We start from the raw sequence: 18,161 nt of genomic DNA, 5'->3' as shown, positions 1-18,161 counted from the left end.
ATTTTTTGTTACCTGTGTCAGCTCCAAGAGCTAGATATCCAACTTGAACCCACGAAAGGTTTTTATATTCTTCATCAAGCTGTTGCCTTATATTATCAATGGATTCCTGCTCTTGCTCTTGGCTTTTAGAAATTTAAATACCTTTATATAATTTAAAGGTTTATAAAATTTTACTTTTTAATTTTTGTTAATTTTAAAAGTCATGGTTATCTTGCAATGGTTTTTACTATAATTTTTCATTTACCGGTAAATCCATACTAACCTCTCTACACAATAAAACAATATTCTCCATTACCTGAGGATCTATATCCGGGTTGTTATACTCTTTATTTTTCTGAATCCAGTTGTAATAGTAAGGGTCAGGCCATAATTCCATGATTTTCGGTAAAGATTTTTTCTGTATAGTACCGACATTATACTCGAGTTTTAAAACTTCAGCCGGCATTCACCCTACATCACCGATAAAATATATTGCTGAGAAATGCAAAATCGATTTAATATTATTATCGGGATCTATATGGATTTATAATATTCACGTTGTACATCATTAAGCAATTTCGCTACTATAAGTGGTTTATCAAGATATTTTTCTACTAAAGCTATATTTTCTAAGTTTTCGGGGCATTGAACAATTTTATCTAAAGCCGTTAATTTTTCAAACTCTTCCTCTCCTATTTTTTCTTTTAGGTCTCTTTTATATTTTTGTTCTTTATCTGAAGGAAATACTAATTTATCATTTTTACAATCAACCAAAAAAGGAGTAGTAATAGGATATTTAATAAATAAATCTTTTAGTTTCATAATAATAAATTTCTTAATATATAAGGCTATAATATTAATCATTTTTATATTTCAAATAATATCCTCTAGACTATCTAGGTCATGCTTTACCAATCGTAACAACTTCGCTTCAGGGCTTAGATTTTTCACGGCCCATTTTTTAATCCAAGGTTCGGCGAGCTGCCACATATTAACATTACCGTCTAACTGTCTGCCTATCCCTTCCACCATTATTAAAGTCTTTTGCAATAGCAACAACTCCGGTTGTACTTCCATGCCGAAATCTTCCGTGATTTTAAATAAATGTGCAAGCAGCTTACCTATGGAAATATTTTTTATGGGCGTCCCTACTATAGGCTCGGTAACTGCTCTACAACTTTGAGCGAATAAAGCTAAATCGGTATTTGATGGGATGTAGCCGGCTCTTAAATGTACTTTAGCAACTAATTTATAATCACGCCTTAAAAAGCCAAATAAACTTTCGGCAACGGCTAAACGATCTTTTTCTTTAAGTCTGCCCATAATACCGAAATCAAGTAAAATTATCTTACCTTGCTTATTCACTAAAATATTCCCTGCATGTAAATCAGCATGAAAAAATCCGTCTCTATAGGCTTGATTGAAAAACATTACGGCAAAATCCTGAGATATTTTTGCAGGCTCTAACCCCATTTCCTTTAGTAGCAAAGTATCATATATAGAAGCGCCGTCTAACCACTCGGTGGTTAGTATATTTTCTGATGTTAAATCCCAATATATTTTAGGGATTATCACATTAATATCATTTCGCATATTATCCGTAAGCTCAGAAGCTGCTGCCGCCTCTAAACGTAAATCAAGCTCAAATTTCATAGTTTCATGAAATTTATCGACTACTTTAATCGGTTTGAGCCTTTTTGCTTTAGAAAATTTTGAGATAATTTTTGCAAGAAAATATAGCAGCTTAATATCTCTGTTATATTTTTTATGAATACCCGGACGCAAAATTTTTACCGCAACATATTCACCGGTTATAAGTTGTGCTTTATGTACCTGCGAAATTGATGCGGCAGCGATGGGGGTATCGTCGAGGTGTAAGAAAGGGAGGGCGTCATTGCAAGCAGCCGTAGGCTGCGTGGCAATCTTTTGTTTGCTTGCTGAGATTGCTTCGTCGACATAAATGTCTCCTCGCAATGACGTTATCAACCTTCTAGCCACCCCACCATCAAACGGAGGTAGCTTATCTTGCAGTAACCTTAAATAACCTGCTATCTCTGCTCCTACTAAATCGGCTCTTGTCGAAAGAGTTTGTCCAAATTTTATATAAATAGGTCCAAGATCACTTAAACAATCTATTAAGCGTTTGCCGTAATCTTCCCGTGATTTTTTTATTAACGAGACCGGAGCAAAAAATAAGGCTAATATATAACCGATAAACCTAAAATATTTAGGGCTTCTTGAATCAATTAAGATTTGCTTTTTACTGATGATACGAAAAATACGTATTAAATTAAAAAAATTACTTATCATCTATTATATACTCCGAAGTAAAATAAAGAGTAGTATACGAAGATCAACTTCAAGAAGAGCAAGGAGTTCACAAGTCGAGGAGCGGAGCCGTATACTTGAGTACCACAGATCTTGTAGAACGACGTAGCCAATTTTTGAAGTTCATCGAGTATACGCACTGTGGATAGCAACTATCCCGCCACTTAGATTTTTATAACCGACTTCCTCAAAACCAGCGTCTTTAATCATTATTCTAAACTCGTCTTGTGAGGGGAATAAAGCTATACTTTCGACCAAATATTCATATGCCTCTTTATTACCCGCTATCATTTGACCAATACTCGGTATAATATTAAATGAGTAGAATTTATAGAAATCTTTTATGTACCCTTCCTTTACTTTTGAAAACTCAAGACATATAAACTTGCCCATTGGCTTTAAAACTCTACATGCTTCCTTTAAAGCCTTATTTATATCAGGTACGTTTCTAATACCGAATGCTATAGTATAATAATCAAAACTATCATCCGGAAACGGTAGTTCTTCAGCACTGGCTACAGTAAATTGAAGATTTTGAAATAAATTCAGATCTATTGCTTTTTTCTTAGCTTGCTTTAACATTTCTTCATTAATATCACTTAAAGTTAAAGAGATATTATTAACTCTATCTCTTGCTTTTTTAGCAAGTTTTAAAGCAATATCACCGCTACCGCTAGCAACATCTAATATATGAGAGTTAAGATTTGGAATTTGCCTAATAAATTCATCTTTCCATAAGCGATGTAATCCCAAACTCATTAAGTCATTCATTAAATCATACTTATCAGCGACATTAGAAAAAACGTTATTTACTAAACCTTGTTTTTTAGTGTAGTCTACTTTTTTAAAGCCAAAATTTGTTTGGTTCATAGTTTTTTATTATAAATATTAGTATCAAATGCCGGAACTTCCTGAAGTAGAAACTCTTAAAAACTCTCTAAAAGATAAGCTAATCGGGCTTATTATAGAAAATGTAGAGTTAAAAAGAGATAATTTACGTTATAAGCTATCCACGCTTTTAGCTACAGAAATCTTAAATACTAATATACTGGATGTTAGGCGTCGTGCAAAATATTTAATTATAGATTTTAATAATGATTATTCTTTAATAGTTCATCTAGGCATGAGCGGTAGATTTACTCTGCAATCTGCTAATTATAAAACTCAAAAACACGATCATGTGATTTTTGATTTAAGTAACGGCGAAAAGTTAATTTTCAACGATACTAGACGATTCGGTATGATTTATAGTTTTAAGACTGATCTCTTAGAAAAAGAATTTTTTAATGATTTAGGCATAGAGCCTTTTTCTGATTTATTGAAGTTAGAATATCTAAAAGATAAGCTACAAACTAAAAAAATACCAATAAAAAACTTGATTATGGATAATAGAGTTATAGTCGGAGTCGGTAATATCTATGCTTCCGAAAGTCTTCATTTAGCTAGAATTCATCCGGATAAATCAGGTAGCGATTTAAGGGATGATGAAATAGAAAATTTAATTAAATCGATTAGAGATGTGTTAACTAAAGCTATAACTGCCGGCGGTACTACTCTTAAAGATTTTGTAAACGGCGATAACAAACCTGGTTATTTTACTCAGCAACTTAAGGTTTACGGTAGAGAGGGACAAAGTTGTTTAAGCTGCTCTAGCACTATTATCAAGACAAAGCATTCAGGCAGAAGTACTTTTTATTGTAAAACTTGCCAATATAGTTAATTGACTTGACATATTTTTTAAAACTATTTATAAAGCTCTTTATTATTTATTCAGTTAATAGCTGTAAAATATATATGAAAGTAGACTCCTTGCATAACCTATCTTATAAAGAGGAGTTTGAAGGAGGCACGAAACGCAACACCGCAGCATACAAAAAGGTACATGAGGATGCGAGTATTGGATCGACATATATCGCAGATACTTCAAAAGTTGGGAGTCAAATAAGTGGTGAGCCTGTACAGCGTATAAAAATACGTGAGCACAGGCAAATCCCAAAATTTAACTTACCAAATCTTGAAGTATCAAAGGTATACAAATTACCTTTAGAAGGAGGTTATGCAAGGAGTCTAATAAAGCCGGTGATTATGGTAGGAGGTAACAGTAAAAGACTATGGCCTTTGTCATCTAAGGATAAACCGAAACAGATATTGAGTGATCTAACTTTACTTCAGCAAACATTAAACTGAAATAAATTTTTAGGACAACCTACTATTATTATTTCCAAAAAATATGAATCAATCACTAAAGAACAAACAACAGAAATAGATGTAGAAATAGCATTAATTACTGAGCCTTTACAAAAAAATACTGCCGTTTGTGCCATTATTACGGCATTATCGGCTACAGCACAAGGATTTGATATTGTAGTGTTACTACCTTCAAACCATCATATAGCGGATGATATAAATTATCTTAATACCATAAATAAAGCTTTACATTATGTTAATGAATTCGGCATTTGCACTATGGGTATTCCTATAAATGTTATAAGTGCCAAGTATGGCTATATAAACACAGGATTATCAATTGCAGAAAATGTTTATCTAGTTGATCATTTCATTGAAAAACCTATATTAGAGCAAGCAAACATTTTCAAAGTAATGAATGTTTTTGGAATTCAGGAATTTGTGTATACGATGTTAACTTCTTCTTAAACTTAGCAATGAACCTTCAACCTGATTTATTCTGTATTGCAGAAAAAGCATTTAATACTGCCGTAAAAAATGAGAATAGTTTGGCCATAGACAATGAGGCTTATAATGAAATCGCAGCAATTTCTATAGGCAATGCCATAATGGAATATACGGGAATGGTCATGATAAAAGCCGATTTTGCTTGGAACAATCTTGGTACTTGGCATTCCTTATTACAGGTCAAACACCGGAATATAAACGATAATTATTGCGAGGGGAACGTAGTAACAAGCAATACTACAAACTCTTTCATTAGTTCTAATAATAAATTAACTACCGTAGTAGGTCTTGACAATGTCATAATTATCGATACTATGAAAACGGTCTTTTGGTTGCCGATAAATCAAAAATGAATGATCTAGAGAAAGCTACAATCCTATTTACTGCTCTTTTTAATGGAAAATCTGATTCATCACCGAATTATGAAATATATGAAAAAGCTTTTCTAAATAATATTTTATCTTCTGAAGAAATAAAATTAGAAACTATGAAGGGAAATAACGAAGCTTGTTATATTCTTGCTAAAACTTACGAAATAATTAATCGTAACCCCCAAGATGAATATAACTCTATGTTATTAACATTGATTGGAAGTAAATTAGGAAATACAGAATGTACACAGCTTGTTTATTCATATCCTATTTTATTCTATAGGACAGCTTAATATCACTTTTGATGATGCTATATTATTAACTGCTTACTCCGATACTTTAAATACTTCAATGTTAGAAGACTCAAATTATAATAATATGTATAACCTTGGTTGAACACCACTAATATTCAAGGCTATTGACATAGCGTTATTGCTTATATATCCTATTTTTATGAGTTTAAACCTCATCATCCAAATATAGCTAATCTTATACACTTCAAAAATCTGTAAGTTATAGGAACAACTTAGTAATAAAGCGGTTCATTTTAGTTGAGTTACAACATGGAAAATACTACAGAAAAACAAATAATAATATCTGAAGTCAAAAATGATGAAGACATAGATGAAGAAGAGAAAAGGTTAAAAGCAGAAGATTCACGAAAGCAACTTAAAGCAATACTAATAACATTTGGTATTATTTTGACCGGTTTTTTAACTTTTACTTATTTCTTTTTTAATTACATCGAAGAAAAAGCGGCAGAATACAAACAACAACAAGAAATTCAAAAAACTAACAAGAGTTGAATATTAGATTACCACACTTCTCCTTTAATTATGATCTTGTTGTATGGCTACGATGTCATTCCAGCAAGGTATTGTTGTGTAGATCCCACCCCGTCATTGCAAGCGACTGAAAGGAGCGTGACAATCCAGAAAAAATAACACAAAAATGCTGTAAATCAGCATTTTTTACTGAATTGCTGCGTCAATTACTTACGTAATTTCCTCGCAATGACGAAAAAAACAATCCACGCAGGCAATGCCCGCTCGTAATGACTATTTTTAAGTTTAGATTGCTTAAAATTAGTTTTATCAAAATCATAGATAAAATCTTTGATCATAGGCACTATAAAATGTTTAAATTTTCTTCCGCTAAATACCCCGTAATGCCCTGCCCCTTTTTGTAAATGGTATCTTGGCATTGATTCAGGTATATTTGAACAAAGTTTTAAAGCAGCTTTTGTTTGCCCTACCGCTGCAATATCATCTAATTCCCCTTCAATACCGAGTAAAGCACATTTAGTAATATGTTTTAAATCGATCGGATGCTTCTCAGAAACTAATTTACCTCTTGCTAACGAAAATTGTTAGAATACTTCATCTATAGTTTGTAAGTAAAACTCTGCCGGCATATCCATACCTGCTAAATACTCATCATAAAATTAATAGTATGATCGGCTTTTTTATAGTCAGCATTTAATAAACTTTGCCATAATTCTAAATGTGAATCTATATGACGAAATAAGTTTAAACTCATAAAGCCGGCAAGTTGGAAGAAGCCGGGATATAATTTTCTACCATGTCCGGGATAGTTTGACAGCACCTGCATTGTAACAATTTGGCAGAACCATTCTAAACTTTTACTTTGAGCGAATTCATTAACTACCGTGGGATTTTTTCTAGCATCTATAGGGCCGCCCATCAAAATCATCGAACTCGGCACATTTGGACTATTACTCTCCGACATTAAGCTAATGGCGGCAAGCAGTGGAACAGTAGGTTGGCAAACTGCCATAGTATGAACATTCGGTCCTATAAAATTGACAAACTCCATTACGTAATCAATATAATCATCCATATCAAAATGCCCTGCTTCAAGCGGCACATCACTGGCTTCCGTCCAATCTGTAATATGAATATCGGTATACAGTAATAATGCTTGTACTGTTGTTCTAAGTAAAGTAGCGTGATGTCCCGCTATGGGTGCTACTATTAATAATTGAGGTAATTCTTTTTTAAAACCTATTTTCTGAAAATGCCTTAGTTCACAAAAAGACTTTTTTAGTATCACTTTTTCATTAATGTTATAGGCTTTTTATCTCATGTTAATATGCTTCTTTTAGAATTTTTATACCTAAATGCATTGGAGCAATTTGTGCTCTAAGCCCCTCTAATATATAATATGTATAATTAGTACTTAAATCACAGTTAATCATAATTTATCCACAAATTTAAAAATAATTAATATAAATAAATCTAGTTTAACACTAAAAATTCTCAGTACATTAATTTTAGGACTCACGGCTTAAATTTTTATAAATGCGTGATAATAATGGTCTATATATAAATATGTTTATTTTTTCTTCTTATTTTGCTTAGGAATTTTATTTACGTAGTCATTTAATATTAAACCAAGTACTATCATTTACTTTCTGTTTTTTATAGAATGTATCAATATTATTTATATAATTTTCAAAATCTTTATTCTCTTCTGCTAACCTATTAGCCATATTCCAATCTATTTCCGGTCTTTCTCTAGCAGGAATTGATATTTTACTATCTTCAGGATTTTCTATATCTACTAAAATAAATCCTATACCATGCCTAGTATCATTTTATCTACTTTCAATTAAATCAGCAGCAACTAAATAACCATAATGTGCCCATGAGAAATTTGATAAAGCCTGAAAAAAAGATTCTCGTAAATTACTACGATTGATAATTTTTTTTGCTTAAAAAGACCAAAGCCTTGCTTGTTTTCATGCATAATATTTAGCACAATCTTTAATTAGTAAACTCCTCTTTTCATTAAGAACTTCCATACCTACTCAATCTGGGGTAACCATTTATTATTACCTTTAGTTCCTTATTTATTTAAAGAAAAATTATGCTTAATAGGCATATTATGAATCTTCAATTTGTTTTAAAGATATAATGCCAGTGCATCACATACTTGCACTGCGGTTATTTTATCTTCTTTATTTGCATTTATTTTAGGTTCTGTGGCTTGTTCATTATTGACATAGTAATCAGGGTTTTGTGAATTAACACTTTAGCTTAGGTTTTAGCTCTATTCTAATATTAGGTTCTTGTCTTCGTTCAGCAGAAAGCTTACTACTGCTAATTTCACCTGCATCAATTCCTATAATCTCCTTATCTTTTTCTTCTTGAGTCTTGCTTCGTCAATGTGATTTTCTATAAGCCATTCAGTTATGCCATAAGAAGTAAATTTCTGATCTTCATGTACTTTTAAAAAACCAATGATGGTATTTTTGCGATTAAATTCCATATCAAATATACTAATAATTGAAATGCTATAAAATATACATGTTATTTTAAAAATTTCAACTTTAAATTATCAAACTTGATGTTTTTATAAAGTATTATTTATATATTTTTCAAATTTAGAAAATAATGTTTTGAAGTTATGAGTAGTAACATTTGCTACTTCTTTTGATGTTATATTTTTGAGTTCGGCAACTTTTTCAGCGACATACCTAACAAATGCCGGTTCGTTTTGTTTGCCTCGCATAGGCGTAGGAGCTAAGTAAGGAGTGTCGGTTTCTATTAATAATCTATCAAGCGGTATATATTTGACTATTTCTTGTAAATCAGTAGCATTCTTGAAAGTTATAATCCCTGACATTGAAATATATAAACCGATATCTAGCATTTTTGCCGCTAGATTTTTTGAAGAGGTAAAGCAATGTATTAAACCTGGAAATGTGCTGTTACGCATTTCTGAGGTTAAAATGTCAATAGTATCTTCGTCTGCTTCTCTTGTATGAACAATAACAGGCAGGCGTGTACTAGACGCCGCATGTATATGTGCTACAAACAAATCTTTTTGTAATTTTTGATCGTAAGGCTGATGATAATAATCAAGCCCCGTTTCACCGATTCCGATAATTTTCGGATGCTGGGTTAGCATAATAATTGCCTCAGCATCTGAGTTCGGGAAGACGTAGTCTTGACGTAGCAATCTTGTCCAAACTTCCTGAGATTGCCACAGCACTTGCAGTGCTTCGCAATGACTAATAAAAGAATTCACTTCACACGGATGCACCCCAACACTCGCAAAAACATTTTCATATTTTGCAGCTATCTCTAAAATAATAGGTAAATCTTCAATTTTAGTGCAGATAGTTTGCATATACTGCACATTATTTTCCAATGCTCTTTGGATGACAGAATCTAAAAGCACTGCGTCATACCATGGTTTGACTACGGTATCTAGAAAACAACTCATATTAGTTGTTTTAATACCCTCACTAGATCCCGCGATGCGATCGCGGGATGACAAGTTACTACGTAAATTAAGATGACAATGTGAATCTATTAACATATTATACTCTTAGTAGGTGTGTCATACTGCGGTCTCGCCACGGTATGACACACTATTCAAATTTTGGAAATATTATGGTAGGTTCTAAAATATTGCTACCCGCTGTTAAAGTATAATCACGTATTAAATGCTTAAATAGACGTTCTTCTTTATTTACCCCTAACTGATCAAGCATTTTATTTGCTGAACTCGGTATAAACGGCAGAAGCATTATCGCAATATAGCGTAAAACTTCTAGTAAAGCGTATAACACTTCTAACGTTTTATCTGGATCGTTTTTTTTCAAATTCCAGGGTGCTTCGCTATCAATATAGATATTTGCCTCTTCGGCCAAATTAATAATATTTTCAAGAATTTTATTAATCTCTGTTTTGTCCATCAATAAAATATTCTGCTCGACAAATTTACTTGCGGTTTTTAAAATCGGTAGCTCATATATTTTATCTATAACACCTTGCGTAAGCAAAGGCACTTTGGCGTCATTATTCTTATAAACAAAAGATGTAGTACGCTGTAATAAATTACCTATTTTGTTTGACAACTCGCTATTAATACGGGTAATTAAATTACTACGAGCAAAATTGCCGTCCGCACCAAAAGTTACTTCACGCATCAGAAAATACCTAACTTGATCAACACCGAATTCATCAATTAACTTAATCGGATCAATGGTATTACCAAGAGATTTAGAGATTTTCTGCCCCTCATTCGTCCACCAGCCATGAGCCATAATTGTTTTCGGCAGCGGAACTTCTGCAGCCATTAAGAAAGCAGGCCAATAGACGGCATGAAAACGCAAGATATCTTTACCGACTACATGTAAATCAGCCGGCCAAAACTTACCATAATTACTTTGTTCATCAAGATAACCGAGTGCTGAAATATAATTAGTCAGTGCATCAAGCCAAACATAAATTACATGTTTTTCATTATTTGGCACTTTTATTCCCCAATTAAAAGTAGTACGCGATACCGATAAATCTTTCAAACCTGATTTAACAAAGCTAATTACTTCGTTACGCCTTGATATAGGTCTGATAAAATCAGGGTTTGCTTCATAAAACTCAAGCAATTTATCCTGCCATTTTGAAAGATTAAAGAAATAGCTAGGCTCTTTCACCCATTCAACTGGAGCACCCGTCGGTGCTAAACCGTCCCTCGTAAGTTCCGACTCATCAAAAAAAGCCTCATCTCGCACTGCATACCACCCTTCATAAAAACCTTCATAAATAGTGCCGTTATCTAGTAATTTCTGCCAAAAAACAGCTACAACTTCTTTATGCCTGTGTTCCGTTGTTCTGATAAAATCATCATTGGAAATATGCATAGCAGTCATCAGATGACGAAAACTCTCTGATGTTTGATCGGTAAATTTTTGTGGGTCAATATTTTTATTAATAGCTGCTTTTTCTACTTTTTGCCCATGTTCGTCAGTACCTGTTAAAAACATTACATCGAAACCTCGAAGTCGCATGAAACGAGCGATTACGTCACTTGCAACGCTAGTATAAGCATGACCGATATGGGGAATATCGTTAACGTAATATATAGGGGTAGTAATGTAGTAAGTATTGTTCATAAATGCTTTTTTATTAACTCATGTACTTCAAGTGGACTTAAATCTGAAGCTTTAATTGTTTTGATTCTCTCAGGAAATCTATTACTTAATTCTTTAAAGCAATAATAGATTTTTTTATAAAAATCTATACCTCTTATGTCAAATTTATTGTTCATATTTCGTGAATTGACTCTCTTAATAGCAGTATCCGGCTCTACGTCAATAAAAAACGTAATATCCGGCATAAGAGAAGGCATTAAAGTTTTGTGCAGATTATAAACTAAATCTATGCCGTTTTCTAGCTCTAATCCTTGATAACATGCAGTTGATTCAACAAACCTATCACATATTACAATATGTCCCTCTTGTAGAGCTGGTATAATTTTCCGTGCCATATGATCATAACGTGCTGCCATAGCTTGTAATAGCTCGGACATGGGTAGTAATTCTTCATGTACTAGAATTTCACGCATTTTTTCGGCTACAATAGTACCACCGACTTCACGAGTTAAAATAACGGGAGTATTTTGAGAGTGTAAATATTCATAGAGCATTTGAGATTGAGTAGATTTGCCTATCCCTTCCCCTCCCTCAAATGTAATAAACTTTCCTTTTTTCAAATTATTCATTCATTACAATTACTTTAAGCTATAACTTTATAATCATATCTCTTAAAAAAATATTTACAAGGAAGATTACATACTTATATACTCCTACAAAACGAAGAGCTGTTATACGAAGATCAACTTGGGAAAGAGTAATCGGTCTGTAAGCCGAGGACTTACAAAGACATTGTCACCAATGTTCCAAATTCATCGAGTATAATCCATTATAAATTTTAAATTATTAATATATGAATAATTCATTAAGTAAAAGGGATTTTTCGATCCTAATCGGTAATGCGATGGATCATTTCGATACTGCACTTTATGGGTTTCTTGCTCCGCTACTTGCTGGTATTTTTTTTCCGAATCATGATAAAGGCGTTGCTTTAATACTTACCTATAGTGTTCTTGCTGCGTCTTTATTTACACGTCCCATAGGCTCTTATTTTTTTGGCGTAATTGCTAAAAAATACGGCGGTGTTTTTGCTTTATCTTACTCTTTAATCGGCGTTGCTTTAACAACTAGCCTAATCGGTTTAATACCTTCACATGCTCAAATAGGCTGGCTTGCACCGCTATTATTAGTGTTGCTTAGAACATTGCAAGGAGTATATTCCGAGGGTGAATGTGCCATTGCTAAATTATTTATTTTAGAGAATAAAGAAGCAAAAAAAGCGTTTAAAGCTTCTTACCTTTATCAAACATCTACTATGGTCGGTATTATTCTTGCTTCATTTATCAGTACTATAGTTTTAAATGTAGAGTATAATACATATTGGCGTTTATGTTTCATATTTGGCGGGCTTACAGCACTGATAGGTTATTTTTTAAGAAAGCGCGAGGATATTGTAGTCAAGCCCTCATTGTCATCCCGCGGCTTGACCACGGGATCCAATAAAAAAGATAAAATTACTTTACGTAATTTTTGGATACTGTGGTCAAGTCACGGTATGACACCTGGGTCCTCTCCTCGCAATGATATAGTATCATCACTATTACAAGACTTAACTACAATTTGGAACTGTAAACTAAGTATCTTACGCATTAGTTTTGCCATAGGTTTCTCATATATGACTTATATAGTGCCTTTCGTCTTTATGAATAGTTTTATTCCGCTTATCACTGATATATCACTCGAAATAATGATGAAATTTAATACTGAATTTCTGATTTTTGATATGATTATGATTCCGATAATAGGGCATCTAACAAAAAAGCTACATTACCTTAAAATACTAAACTGTACTCTTATTTTAATGAGTTTAAGCATAATTCCTTTATGGCTCTGCTTGAATAATGCATCTATATGGTATGTTAATTTTGTACGTATTTGGATTATAATACTCGGTGTCGGGTTCTTGGCACCTTTGAACTGCTGGCTAAATGATTTATTTAAAACTGCCGATAAATATATGTTAGTCGGTATCGGCAGTAGTATAGGTGCTTCATTAATCGGACGTCTTACTCCGTCAATCTGCCTAATGCTATGGTATGTAACCGGCAACTCTTTATCAATTGCGGTTTATATAACCGCAATATCGATGGTCACTTTATGGGCTGTTAGAGGAGTTGTTACACGGATCAATGTCATTCCTGCTTTCGCAGGAATGACATCAAGAACATTATCTAATCCCGAACAAGACTGTTATTAGGAAAAGAATTTAATAAAACACCATACTCAAAACTAATCCGATATAATTATTAGCTCTGAATCTTGTCGTACAATTGGCAGGATTTTCAATATCAAGAGTTGCTACTTGCAATATCAGTAAAATTAAAGCAGCTAAAATAGGTAAATAGTCGATATTATGATTAGCCATTTTTGTTGCTAGAATAAATAACAATATAAAACCTATATAACATATATAAAGCCAAAGCTTAAAATGCTTGTTCTCTAAATATATACTTAACGATTTCACTCCTATTTTCTTATCATCTTTTATATCCATATATCCGTAAATCGTATCATAACCGATGGCCCAAAAACAGCATGCTAAATACATAATAATCGCTGCTATATCAAGTGTATCCTGAACTGCCGCATAAGCTATTAAGGCCCCTAGCTTAAAGGTAAATCCCAAAAAGATTTGCGGGAAATACGTAATACGTTTCATTAACGGGTATAGGCTAATCATTATTACCGCAAAAAAACCTGTATATATGGCTGTTTTGTTTAAAAGTAGCAAAATACAAAGTGAGATAACGCTAAGCATAAAGAGTATCAAAATAGCATAAGAAACAGATAAAGCCTTGCTAGCTAAAGGTCGCTCTTTAGTCCTTGCAACATGCTTATCAAATTTTCTATCAAATATATCGTTAATAATACACCCGCTACTTCTAGCTGTTATACTACCTAAAATAAATAATGGTAATAAATGTATTAACTCCGTTCTTGAGGGGTTTGCAAGCAGTAACCCAAATAAAGCAGGAAAAAAAACCAGCAAATAAGCTACCAGCTTATCTGCACGCATTAATTTTAAAGTAAGCAAAAGTTTGTTCAGGATTAGCATATTAAACCTTAAATTTAAATAAATATGGATATTATAGATAATTTAAGATAAAATACACCACGAAATAAAGCTACTAGATTTTTATGGCTAAAAAATTAAAACATGATTCATTAGTAAAAATAATAATGAACGACCCGGTAGCAGCACAAGAATTTTTGGAATATTATTTACCCGATGATTTTAAGAGTTTAGTAGATTTATCAAAAATAACGGTAGAACAAGAAAGCTATATTGAGGAATCTTTAAATAAGAAATATAGTAATATAACATATAAAATTAGCACCAATAATAAAGAAGAAGCATTTGTTTATGTATTAGTAGAAGCCCAATCAACAATTGATTATTGGACGGCTTTGCGGTTATGGAAATATACACTATTATTATGTGAAAGACATAAGCAAGGAAAGGATAAATTACCGCTAGTTTATAATTTAGTTATTTACAACGGTAAAGAAATTTATAATGCTCCAAGAAATCTGTGGAGTTTATTTACTGATAGTGTGATGGTAAAGAAATGAATGGCGGGAGATTATCAATTAGTAGATTTGCAAGCTATGACAGATGATGAAATCGTCAAGAAAAAACATTTAGGTATGCTAGAATATATGATGCAGCATATCCATATGCAGGATATGATAAAACTATGGGAGAAGTTTTTAACAGAGTTTAAGCATATTATAATATTGGATAAAGAAAAAGGTTATATTTTACCTAAGATCGTTCTTATGGTATACTAACACAAAATTATCAAAACAAAAACAACCGGAATTAGTAGAAGTATTGGATACACATCTATTACCGCAAGATAAGGATACTATTATGAAAACTATCGCTGATACATATAGAGATGCAGGAAAGGTGCAGGGTATTGAGATAGGCAAAGCTTAGGGCAAACATAATAAGGCAGTAAATTATAGCGAAGGAAATGTTCAGTCAGGGCTTTAAAATTCCTGTTATTGCCAAAATTACAGGTCTTCAAGAAACTTTTGTTCGCTCAATTGTAAATAAGTCATTAATCATGCAAGCACCACTTGCACAAATCCTAAATATCCATATCCTCCCAAAGAAAAGCATCTATTGTCATAATCACATATAACCTTTATAATAATATTCTTGAATCAACTACAAAATCTATGAAAGAATTTCCAAAAAATTATAATTTTACCGAAAATGAAAAAAAGTGGCAGCAAATTTGGCAAGAGAAACAAATTTATGCTTATAATCCAAACGTTGCAAAAGAAGAAACCTATGTAATCGATACTCCGCCTCCGACAGTTTCAGGGCAGTTACATATCGGTCATGTTTATAGCTATACGCAAACCGACTTTATTGTACGTTTTCAGCGTATGATGGGTAAAAATATCTTTTATCCTATGGGTTTTGACGATAACGGGCTACCGACCGAGAGACTTGTTGAAAAGCAGAAACAGATCAAAGCTTATAATATGGATCGATCTGAATTTATAAAAATTTGCGAAGAGGTAGTAGAAAATGAAGAAGAAAAGTTTAGAAGTCTATTTAACCAAATAGCTTTATCGGTTGATTGGAGTTTAGAGTACCAAACTATTAGTCCGTTATCACGAAAAATATCACAAATGTCTTTTCTTGATTTAGTACAAAAAGAGGAAATTTATCGTGCTAATCAACCGATTTTATGGGATCCGGTAGATGGTACAGCTCTTGCCCAAGCCGATATTGAGGATAAGGAAAAAACCTCTTTCATGAATTATATTACATTTAAAACCGAGCAAGAAGACCCGCTTACTATAGCCACTACCAGACCTGAGTTATTACCGGCTTGCGTAGCCGTATTTTATCACCCTGACGATGAACGTTATAAGCATCTAGCAGGTAAATCAGCTATAACCCCACTTTTTAATGAGCAAGTTCCACTGCTTGCTGACCCTTTAGTACAACAAGATAAAGGTACGGGACTGGTAATGTGCTGTACGTTTGGTGATCAAACGGATATTACTTGGTGGAAGACGCATAATCTACCTTTAAAAACTATTATCACTAAAAAAGGTACAATAGACTTCCAACATGAAACTTCTATAGATGGGTTGAAAATTAAAGAAGCTCAAACAAAAATAATAGATATTTTAAAAGAACAAGAGTTGCTTATTAAACAAGAAGACATCACTCATACCGTTAAATGTGCCGAAAGGTCAGGTGCTCCTCTTGAGATACTAACTGTACCGCAATGGTTCGTTAAAACTATATCACATAAAGAAGAATTGCTTAAAAGAGCGAATGAGTTAAATTGGCATCCTAAAAATATGAAGATTCGTTTAGAGAATTGGATTAATGCCATTAGCTGGGATTGGTGTATAAGTAGGCAGCGTTATTTTGGTGTGCCTTTCCCTGTTTGGTACTCTAAAAGAGTAGGTGAGGAAGGAAAAATCTTATATGCCGATGTTACGCAGCTGCCTATCGATCCGTTAAAAGATTTACCTATGGGTTATAGTAAAGAGGAAGTAGAACCTGATTATGACGTAATGGATACTTGGGCAACAAGTTCCGTTTCGCCTCAACTTTCTACTCATGGGATTTCTGACGATTTCGCTGTTAATAAAGATAGGCACGATAAATTATTTCCGATGGATTTAAGACCTCAAGCACATGAAATTATCAGAACTTGGGCATTCTATACTATTTTAAAAGCTCATTTACACCAAAATACTTTGCCGTGGGAAAACATCATGGTAAGCGGTTGGTGTTTAGCTGAAGATCGAAGTAAAATGTCAAAATCTAAGGACAATGTTTTAGTTCCTGAAAAACTGCTAGAACAATATGGTTCCGACGTGATACGTTATTGGTCGGCAAATTCAAAGCTAGGTGCTGATACCGCCTATTCTGAAGACGTTATGAAAAACGGCAAAAGGCTTGTTAACAAGCTATGGAATGCCGCTAAATTTGTTTTTATACATTTTGATAAACTGAAAGGTGAAGATAAAAAAGCGAGTTTACTCGATATTAAAGAAAAAATCACTAACGAGTTTGATAAATGGATGGTTAATAAGCTAGTGGAATTAGTTAAGCTAGCTACAAATGAGTTACAAAACTACGAATATGCAAATGCTATGCATCTGACGGAAAAATTCTTTTGGGTGATATTTTGTGATAATTATTTAGAAATAAGCAAAACAAGAAGCTATGATGAGGAACACAAAAATCCACAAGGACAATATAGTAGCATATTAACTTTATATCATGTTATGCAAACGTTACTGAAACTATTTGCACCTTTCATGCCGCATATTACCGAAGAATTATACCAAATATTATATAGTGAAAATTCTATTCATGTTAAAGGTAGCTGGGTTAATTACAGTGACTTAAATTATGAAATCAATGCAAAAGGAGCAGAAGGGCTGCTTGAAATAATAGATATCGTCAGAAAATTCAAAGCTGAGAAGCATCTATCTATAAAAGCTCCAATAAAATTGCTTGAAGTTAGCGGTATAGTATTATCTGCAGAATTAGCAGAAGATTTAAAAAACGTCACATCGGCAGAAGAAATACAATTTGAGATGAAAGATGATAAAATTAAAGTCAATATTATCCTTTAAAAATATTATAGGTTTAATATTAATTATATTTGCCGGTATATTTTTTTATGCTTATATATTAGAACATGACTGGCGATATGTAACCTTAAGTGATGAACAAGTGAAAAAATACAGGATTAGTGAGAAAAAAGCTATTGCCCTTTATCAGTTAATGAAAGACACTCATGAGCTACTTGGTAAGAATAATATTAATTATT

General features: G+C 32.9%; 15 protein-coding genes and 4 pseudogenes. 9 read left to right on the top strand and 10 right to left on the bottom strand.

The window, feature by feature from the left end; all coding sequences use genetic code 11:
• Positions 1-226: 226 nt before the first annotated feature.
• From GCO76_RS07525 to ubiE, 4 genes are all read right to left on the bottom strand, one after another.
• Positions 227-445 (bottom strand): hypothetical protein, encoded by a 219-nt coding sequence (locus GCO76_RS07525; RefSeq protein WP_410956744.1) that lies wholly within the window; start codon positions 443-445, stop codon positions 227-229.
• 68 nt (positions 446-513) lie between these two features.
• Complete coding sequence (locus tag GCO76_RS07520; protein WP_410956743.1) at positions 514-843, bottom strand: hypothetical protein; 330 nt, start codon at positions 841-843, stop codon at positions 514-516.
• A gap of 9 nt (positions 844-852) precedes the next feature.
• Positions 853-2,289, bottom strand: a complete 1,437-nt coding sequence (gene ubiB / locus GCO76_RS07515) for a 2-polyprenylphenol 6-hydroxylase (RefSeq protein ID WP_410956742.1) — start codon at positions 2,287-2,289, stop codon at positions 853-855.
• Between the two features lie 141 nt (positions 2,290-2,430).
• Positions 2,431-3,177, bottom strand: coding sequence for a bifunctional demethylmenaquinone methyltransferase/2-methoxy-6-polyprenyl-1,4-benzoquinol methylase UbiE (gene ubiE, locus GCO76_RS07510; protein ID WP_103897589.1), 747 nt, complete (start codon positions 3,175-3,177; stop codon positions 2,431-2,433).
• A gap of 28 nt (positions 3,178-3,205) precedes the next feature.
• Here ubiE and mutM point away from each other — a divergent pair, with 28 nt between their 5' ends.
• The 5 genes and pseudogenes from mutM to GCO76_RS07485 all read left to right on the top strand — a co-directional run bounded on the left by mutM (position 3,206) and on the right by GCO76_RS07485 (position 6,178).
• Complete coding sequence (gene mutM / locus GCO76_RS07505) at positions 3,206-4,027, top strand: bifunctional DNA-formamidopyrimidine glycosylase/DNA-(apurinic or apyrimidinic site) lyase (RefSeq protein ID WP_410956741.1); 822 nt, start codon at positions 3,206-3,208, stop codon at positions 4,025-4,027.
• A 74-nt stretch (positions 4,028-4,101) separates the two neighbouring features.
• Positions 4,102-4,962: pseudogene (locus GCO76_RS07500) on the top strand (sugar phosphate nucleotidyltransferase).
• Between the two features lie 8 nt (positions 4,963-4,970).
• A complete protein-coding gene (locus tag GCO76_RS07495) occupies positions 4,971-5,354 on the top strand; it encodes a hypothetical protein (protein ID WP_410956740.1) in 384 nt (127 codons plus the stop codon).
• Complete coding sequence (locus GCO76_RS07490; RefSeq protein WP_410956739.1) at positions 5,351-5,665, top strand: hypothetical protein; 315 nt, start codon at positions 5,351-5,353, stop codon at positions 5,663-5,665. Before GCO76_RS07495 ends, GCO76_RS07490 begins: the two co-directional genes overlap by 4 nt.
• A gap of 270 nt (positions 5,666-5,935) precedes the next feature.
• Positions 5,936-6,178, top strand: a complete 243-nt coding sequence (locus tag GCO76_RS07485) for an RP671a family tick cell line-upregulated protein (RefSeq protein ID WP_410956738.1) — start codon at positions 5,936-5,938, stop codon at positions 6,176-6,178.
• 257 nt (positions 6,179-6,435) lie between these two features.
• Here GCO76_RS07485 and phaZ read toward each other — a convergent pair.
• The 5 genes and pseudogenes from phaZ to tmk form a co-directional block, all read right to left on the bottom strand.
• Positions 6,436-7,590 (bottom strand): annotated as a pseudogene (gene phaZ, locus GCO76_RS07480) (polyhydroxyalkanoate depolymerase); the annotation flags it as partial.
• A gap of 926 nt (positions 7,591-8,516) precedes the next feature.
• The gene (locus GCO76_RS07475; RefSeq protein WP_410956737.1) at positions 8,517-8,663 is read right to left on the bottom strand and encodes a hypothetical protein; all 147 of its coding nucleotides are present in this window, start codon (positions 8,661-8,663) and stop codon (positions 8,517-8,519) included.
• A gap of 84 nt (positions 8,664-8,747) precedes the next feature.
• On the bottom strand, positions 8,748-9,719 hold the full coding sequence (locus GCO76_RS07470) for a TatD family hydrolase (RefSeq protein ID WP_410956736.1): 972 nt from the start codon (positions 9,717-9,719) through the stop codon (positions 8,748-8,750).
• A 52-nt stretch (positions 9,720-9,771) separates the two neighbouring features.
• The gene (gene metG / locus GCO76_RS07465; protein WP_410956735.1) at positions 9,772-11,298 is read right to left on the bottom strand and encodes a methionine--tRNA ligase; all 1,527 of its coding nucleotides are present in this window, start codon (positions 11,296-11,298) and stop codon (positions 9,772-9,774) included.
• Positions 11,295-11,906: a dTMP kinase gene (gene tmk, locus GCO76_RS07460; RefSeq protein WP_410956734.1), complete on the bottom strand. Its 612-nt coding sequence runs from the start codon at positions 11,904-11,906 to the stop codon at positions 11,295-11,297. The genes metG and tmk overlap by 4 nt, the downstream gene beginning before the upstream one ends.
• A gap of 224 nt (positions 11,907-12,130) precedes the next feature.
• Here tmk and GCO76_RS07455 point away from each other — a divergent pair, with 224 nt between their 5' ends.
• Positions 12,131-13,534, top strand: a complete 1,404-nt coding sequence (locus GCO76_RS07455) for an MFS transporter (RefSeq protein ID WP_410956733.1) — start codon at positions 12,131-12,133, stop codon at positions 13,532-13,534.
• A 9-nt stretch (positions 13,535-13,543) separates the two neighbouring features.
• Here GCO76_RS07455 and ubiA read toward each other — a convergent pair whose 3' ends face one another.
• Positions 13,544-14,392 carry a 4-hydroxybenzoate octaprenyltransferase gene (gene ubiA, locus GCO76_RS07450; protein ID WP_410956732.1) on the bottom strand — a complete coding sequence of 283 codons (849 nt, stop codon included), beginning with the start codon at positions 14,390-14,392 and terminating at the stop codon, positions 13,544-13,546.
• Positions 14,393-14,475: 83 nt separating this feature from the next.
• Between ubiA and GCO76_RS07445 the strand changes: the two are divergent.
• From GCO76_RS07445 to GCO76_RS07435, 3 genes and pseudogenes are all read left to right on the top strand, one after another.
• A pseudogene (locus GCO76_RS07445) lies at positions 14,476-15,488 on the top strand (Rpn family recombination-promoting nuclease/putative transposase).
• Positions 15,489-15,525: 37 nt separating this feature from the next.
• On the top strand, positions 15,526-17,964 hold the full coding sequence (locus tag GCO76_RS07440; protein WP_410956731.1) for a valine--tRNA ligase: 2,439 nt from the start codon (positions 15,526-15,528) through the stop codon (positions 17,962-17,964).
• A pseudogene (locus GCO76_RS07435) lies at positions 17,933-18,161 on the top strand (LicD family protein); the annotation flags it as partial. The gene GCO76_RS07440 and the pseudogene GCO76_RS07435, both read left to right, overlap by 32 nt.

The sequence above is a fragment of the Rickettsia koreansis genome, from assembly GCF_046532895.1.
GTDB lineage: Bacteria > Pseudomonadota > Alphaproteobacteria > Rickettsiales > Rickettsiaceae > Rickettsia > Rickettsia rickettsii.
Note: the sequence above shows the minus strand (reverse complement) of the source record. Positions and strands in the feature narration are given on the sequence as shown.

Coding starts and splice junctions, on each gene's coding strand:
- GCO76_RS07525 (WP_410956744.1), bottom strand. CDS start 445: ATGCCGGCTGAAGTTTTAAAACTCGAGTATAATGTCGGTACTATACAG.
- GCO76_RS07520 (WP_410956743.1), bottom strand. CDS start 843: ATGATTAATATTATAGCCTTATATATTAAGAAATTTATTATTATGAAA.
- ubiB (WP_410956742.1), bottom strand. CDS start 2,289: ATGATAAGTAATTTTTTTAATTTAATACGTATTTTTCGTATCATCAGT.
- ubiE (WP_103897589.1), bottom strand. CDS start 3,177: ATGAACCAAACAAATTTTGGCTTTAAAAAAGTAGACTACACTAAAAAA.
- mutM (WP_410956741.1), top strand. CDS start 3,206: ATGCCGGAACTTCCTGAAGTAGAAACTCTTAAAAACTCTCTAAAAGAT.
- GCO76_RS07495 (WP_410956740.1), top strand. CDS start 4,971: ATGAACCTTCAACCTGATTTATTCTGTATTGCAGAAAAAGCATTTAAT.
- GCO76_RS07490 (WP_410956739.1), top strand. CDS start 5,351: ATGAATGATCTAGAGAAAGCTACAATCCTATTTACTGCTCTTTTTAAT.
- GCO76_RS07485 (WP_410956738.1), top strand. CDS start 5,936: ATGGAAAATACTACAGAAAAACAAATAATAATATCTGAAGTCAAAAAT.
- GCO76_RS07475 (WP_410956737.1), bottom strand. CDS start 8,663: ATGGAATTTAATCGCAAAAATACCATCATTGGTTTTTTAAAAGTACAT.
- GCO76_RS07470 (WP_410956736.1), bottom strand. CDS start 9,719: ATGTTAATAGATTCACATTGTCATCTTAATTTACGTAGTAACTTGTCA.
- metG (WP_410956735.1), bottom strand. CDS start 11,298: ATGAACAATACTTACTACATTACTACCCCTATATATTACGTTAACGAT.
- tmk (WP_410956734.1), bottom strand. CDS start 11,906: ATGAATAATTTGAAAAAAGGAAAGTTTATTACATTTGAGGGAGGGGAA.
- GCO76_RS07455 (WP_410956733.1), top strand. CDS start 12,131: ATGAATAATTCATTAAGTAAAAGGGATTTTTCGATCCTAATCGGTAAT.
- ubiA (WP_410956732.1), bottom strand. CDS start 14,392: ATGCTAATCCTGAACAAACTTTTGCTTACTTTAAAATTAATGCGTGCA.
- GCO76_RS07440 (WP_410956731.1), top strand. CDS start 15,526: ATGAAAGAATTTCCAAAAAATTATAATTTTACCGAAAATGAAAAAAAG.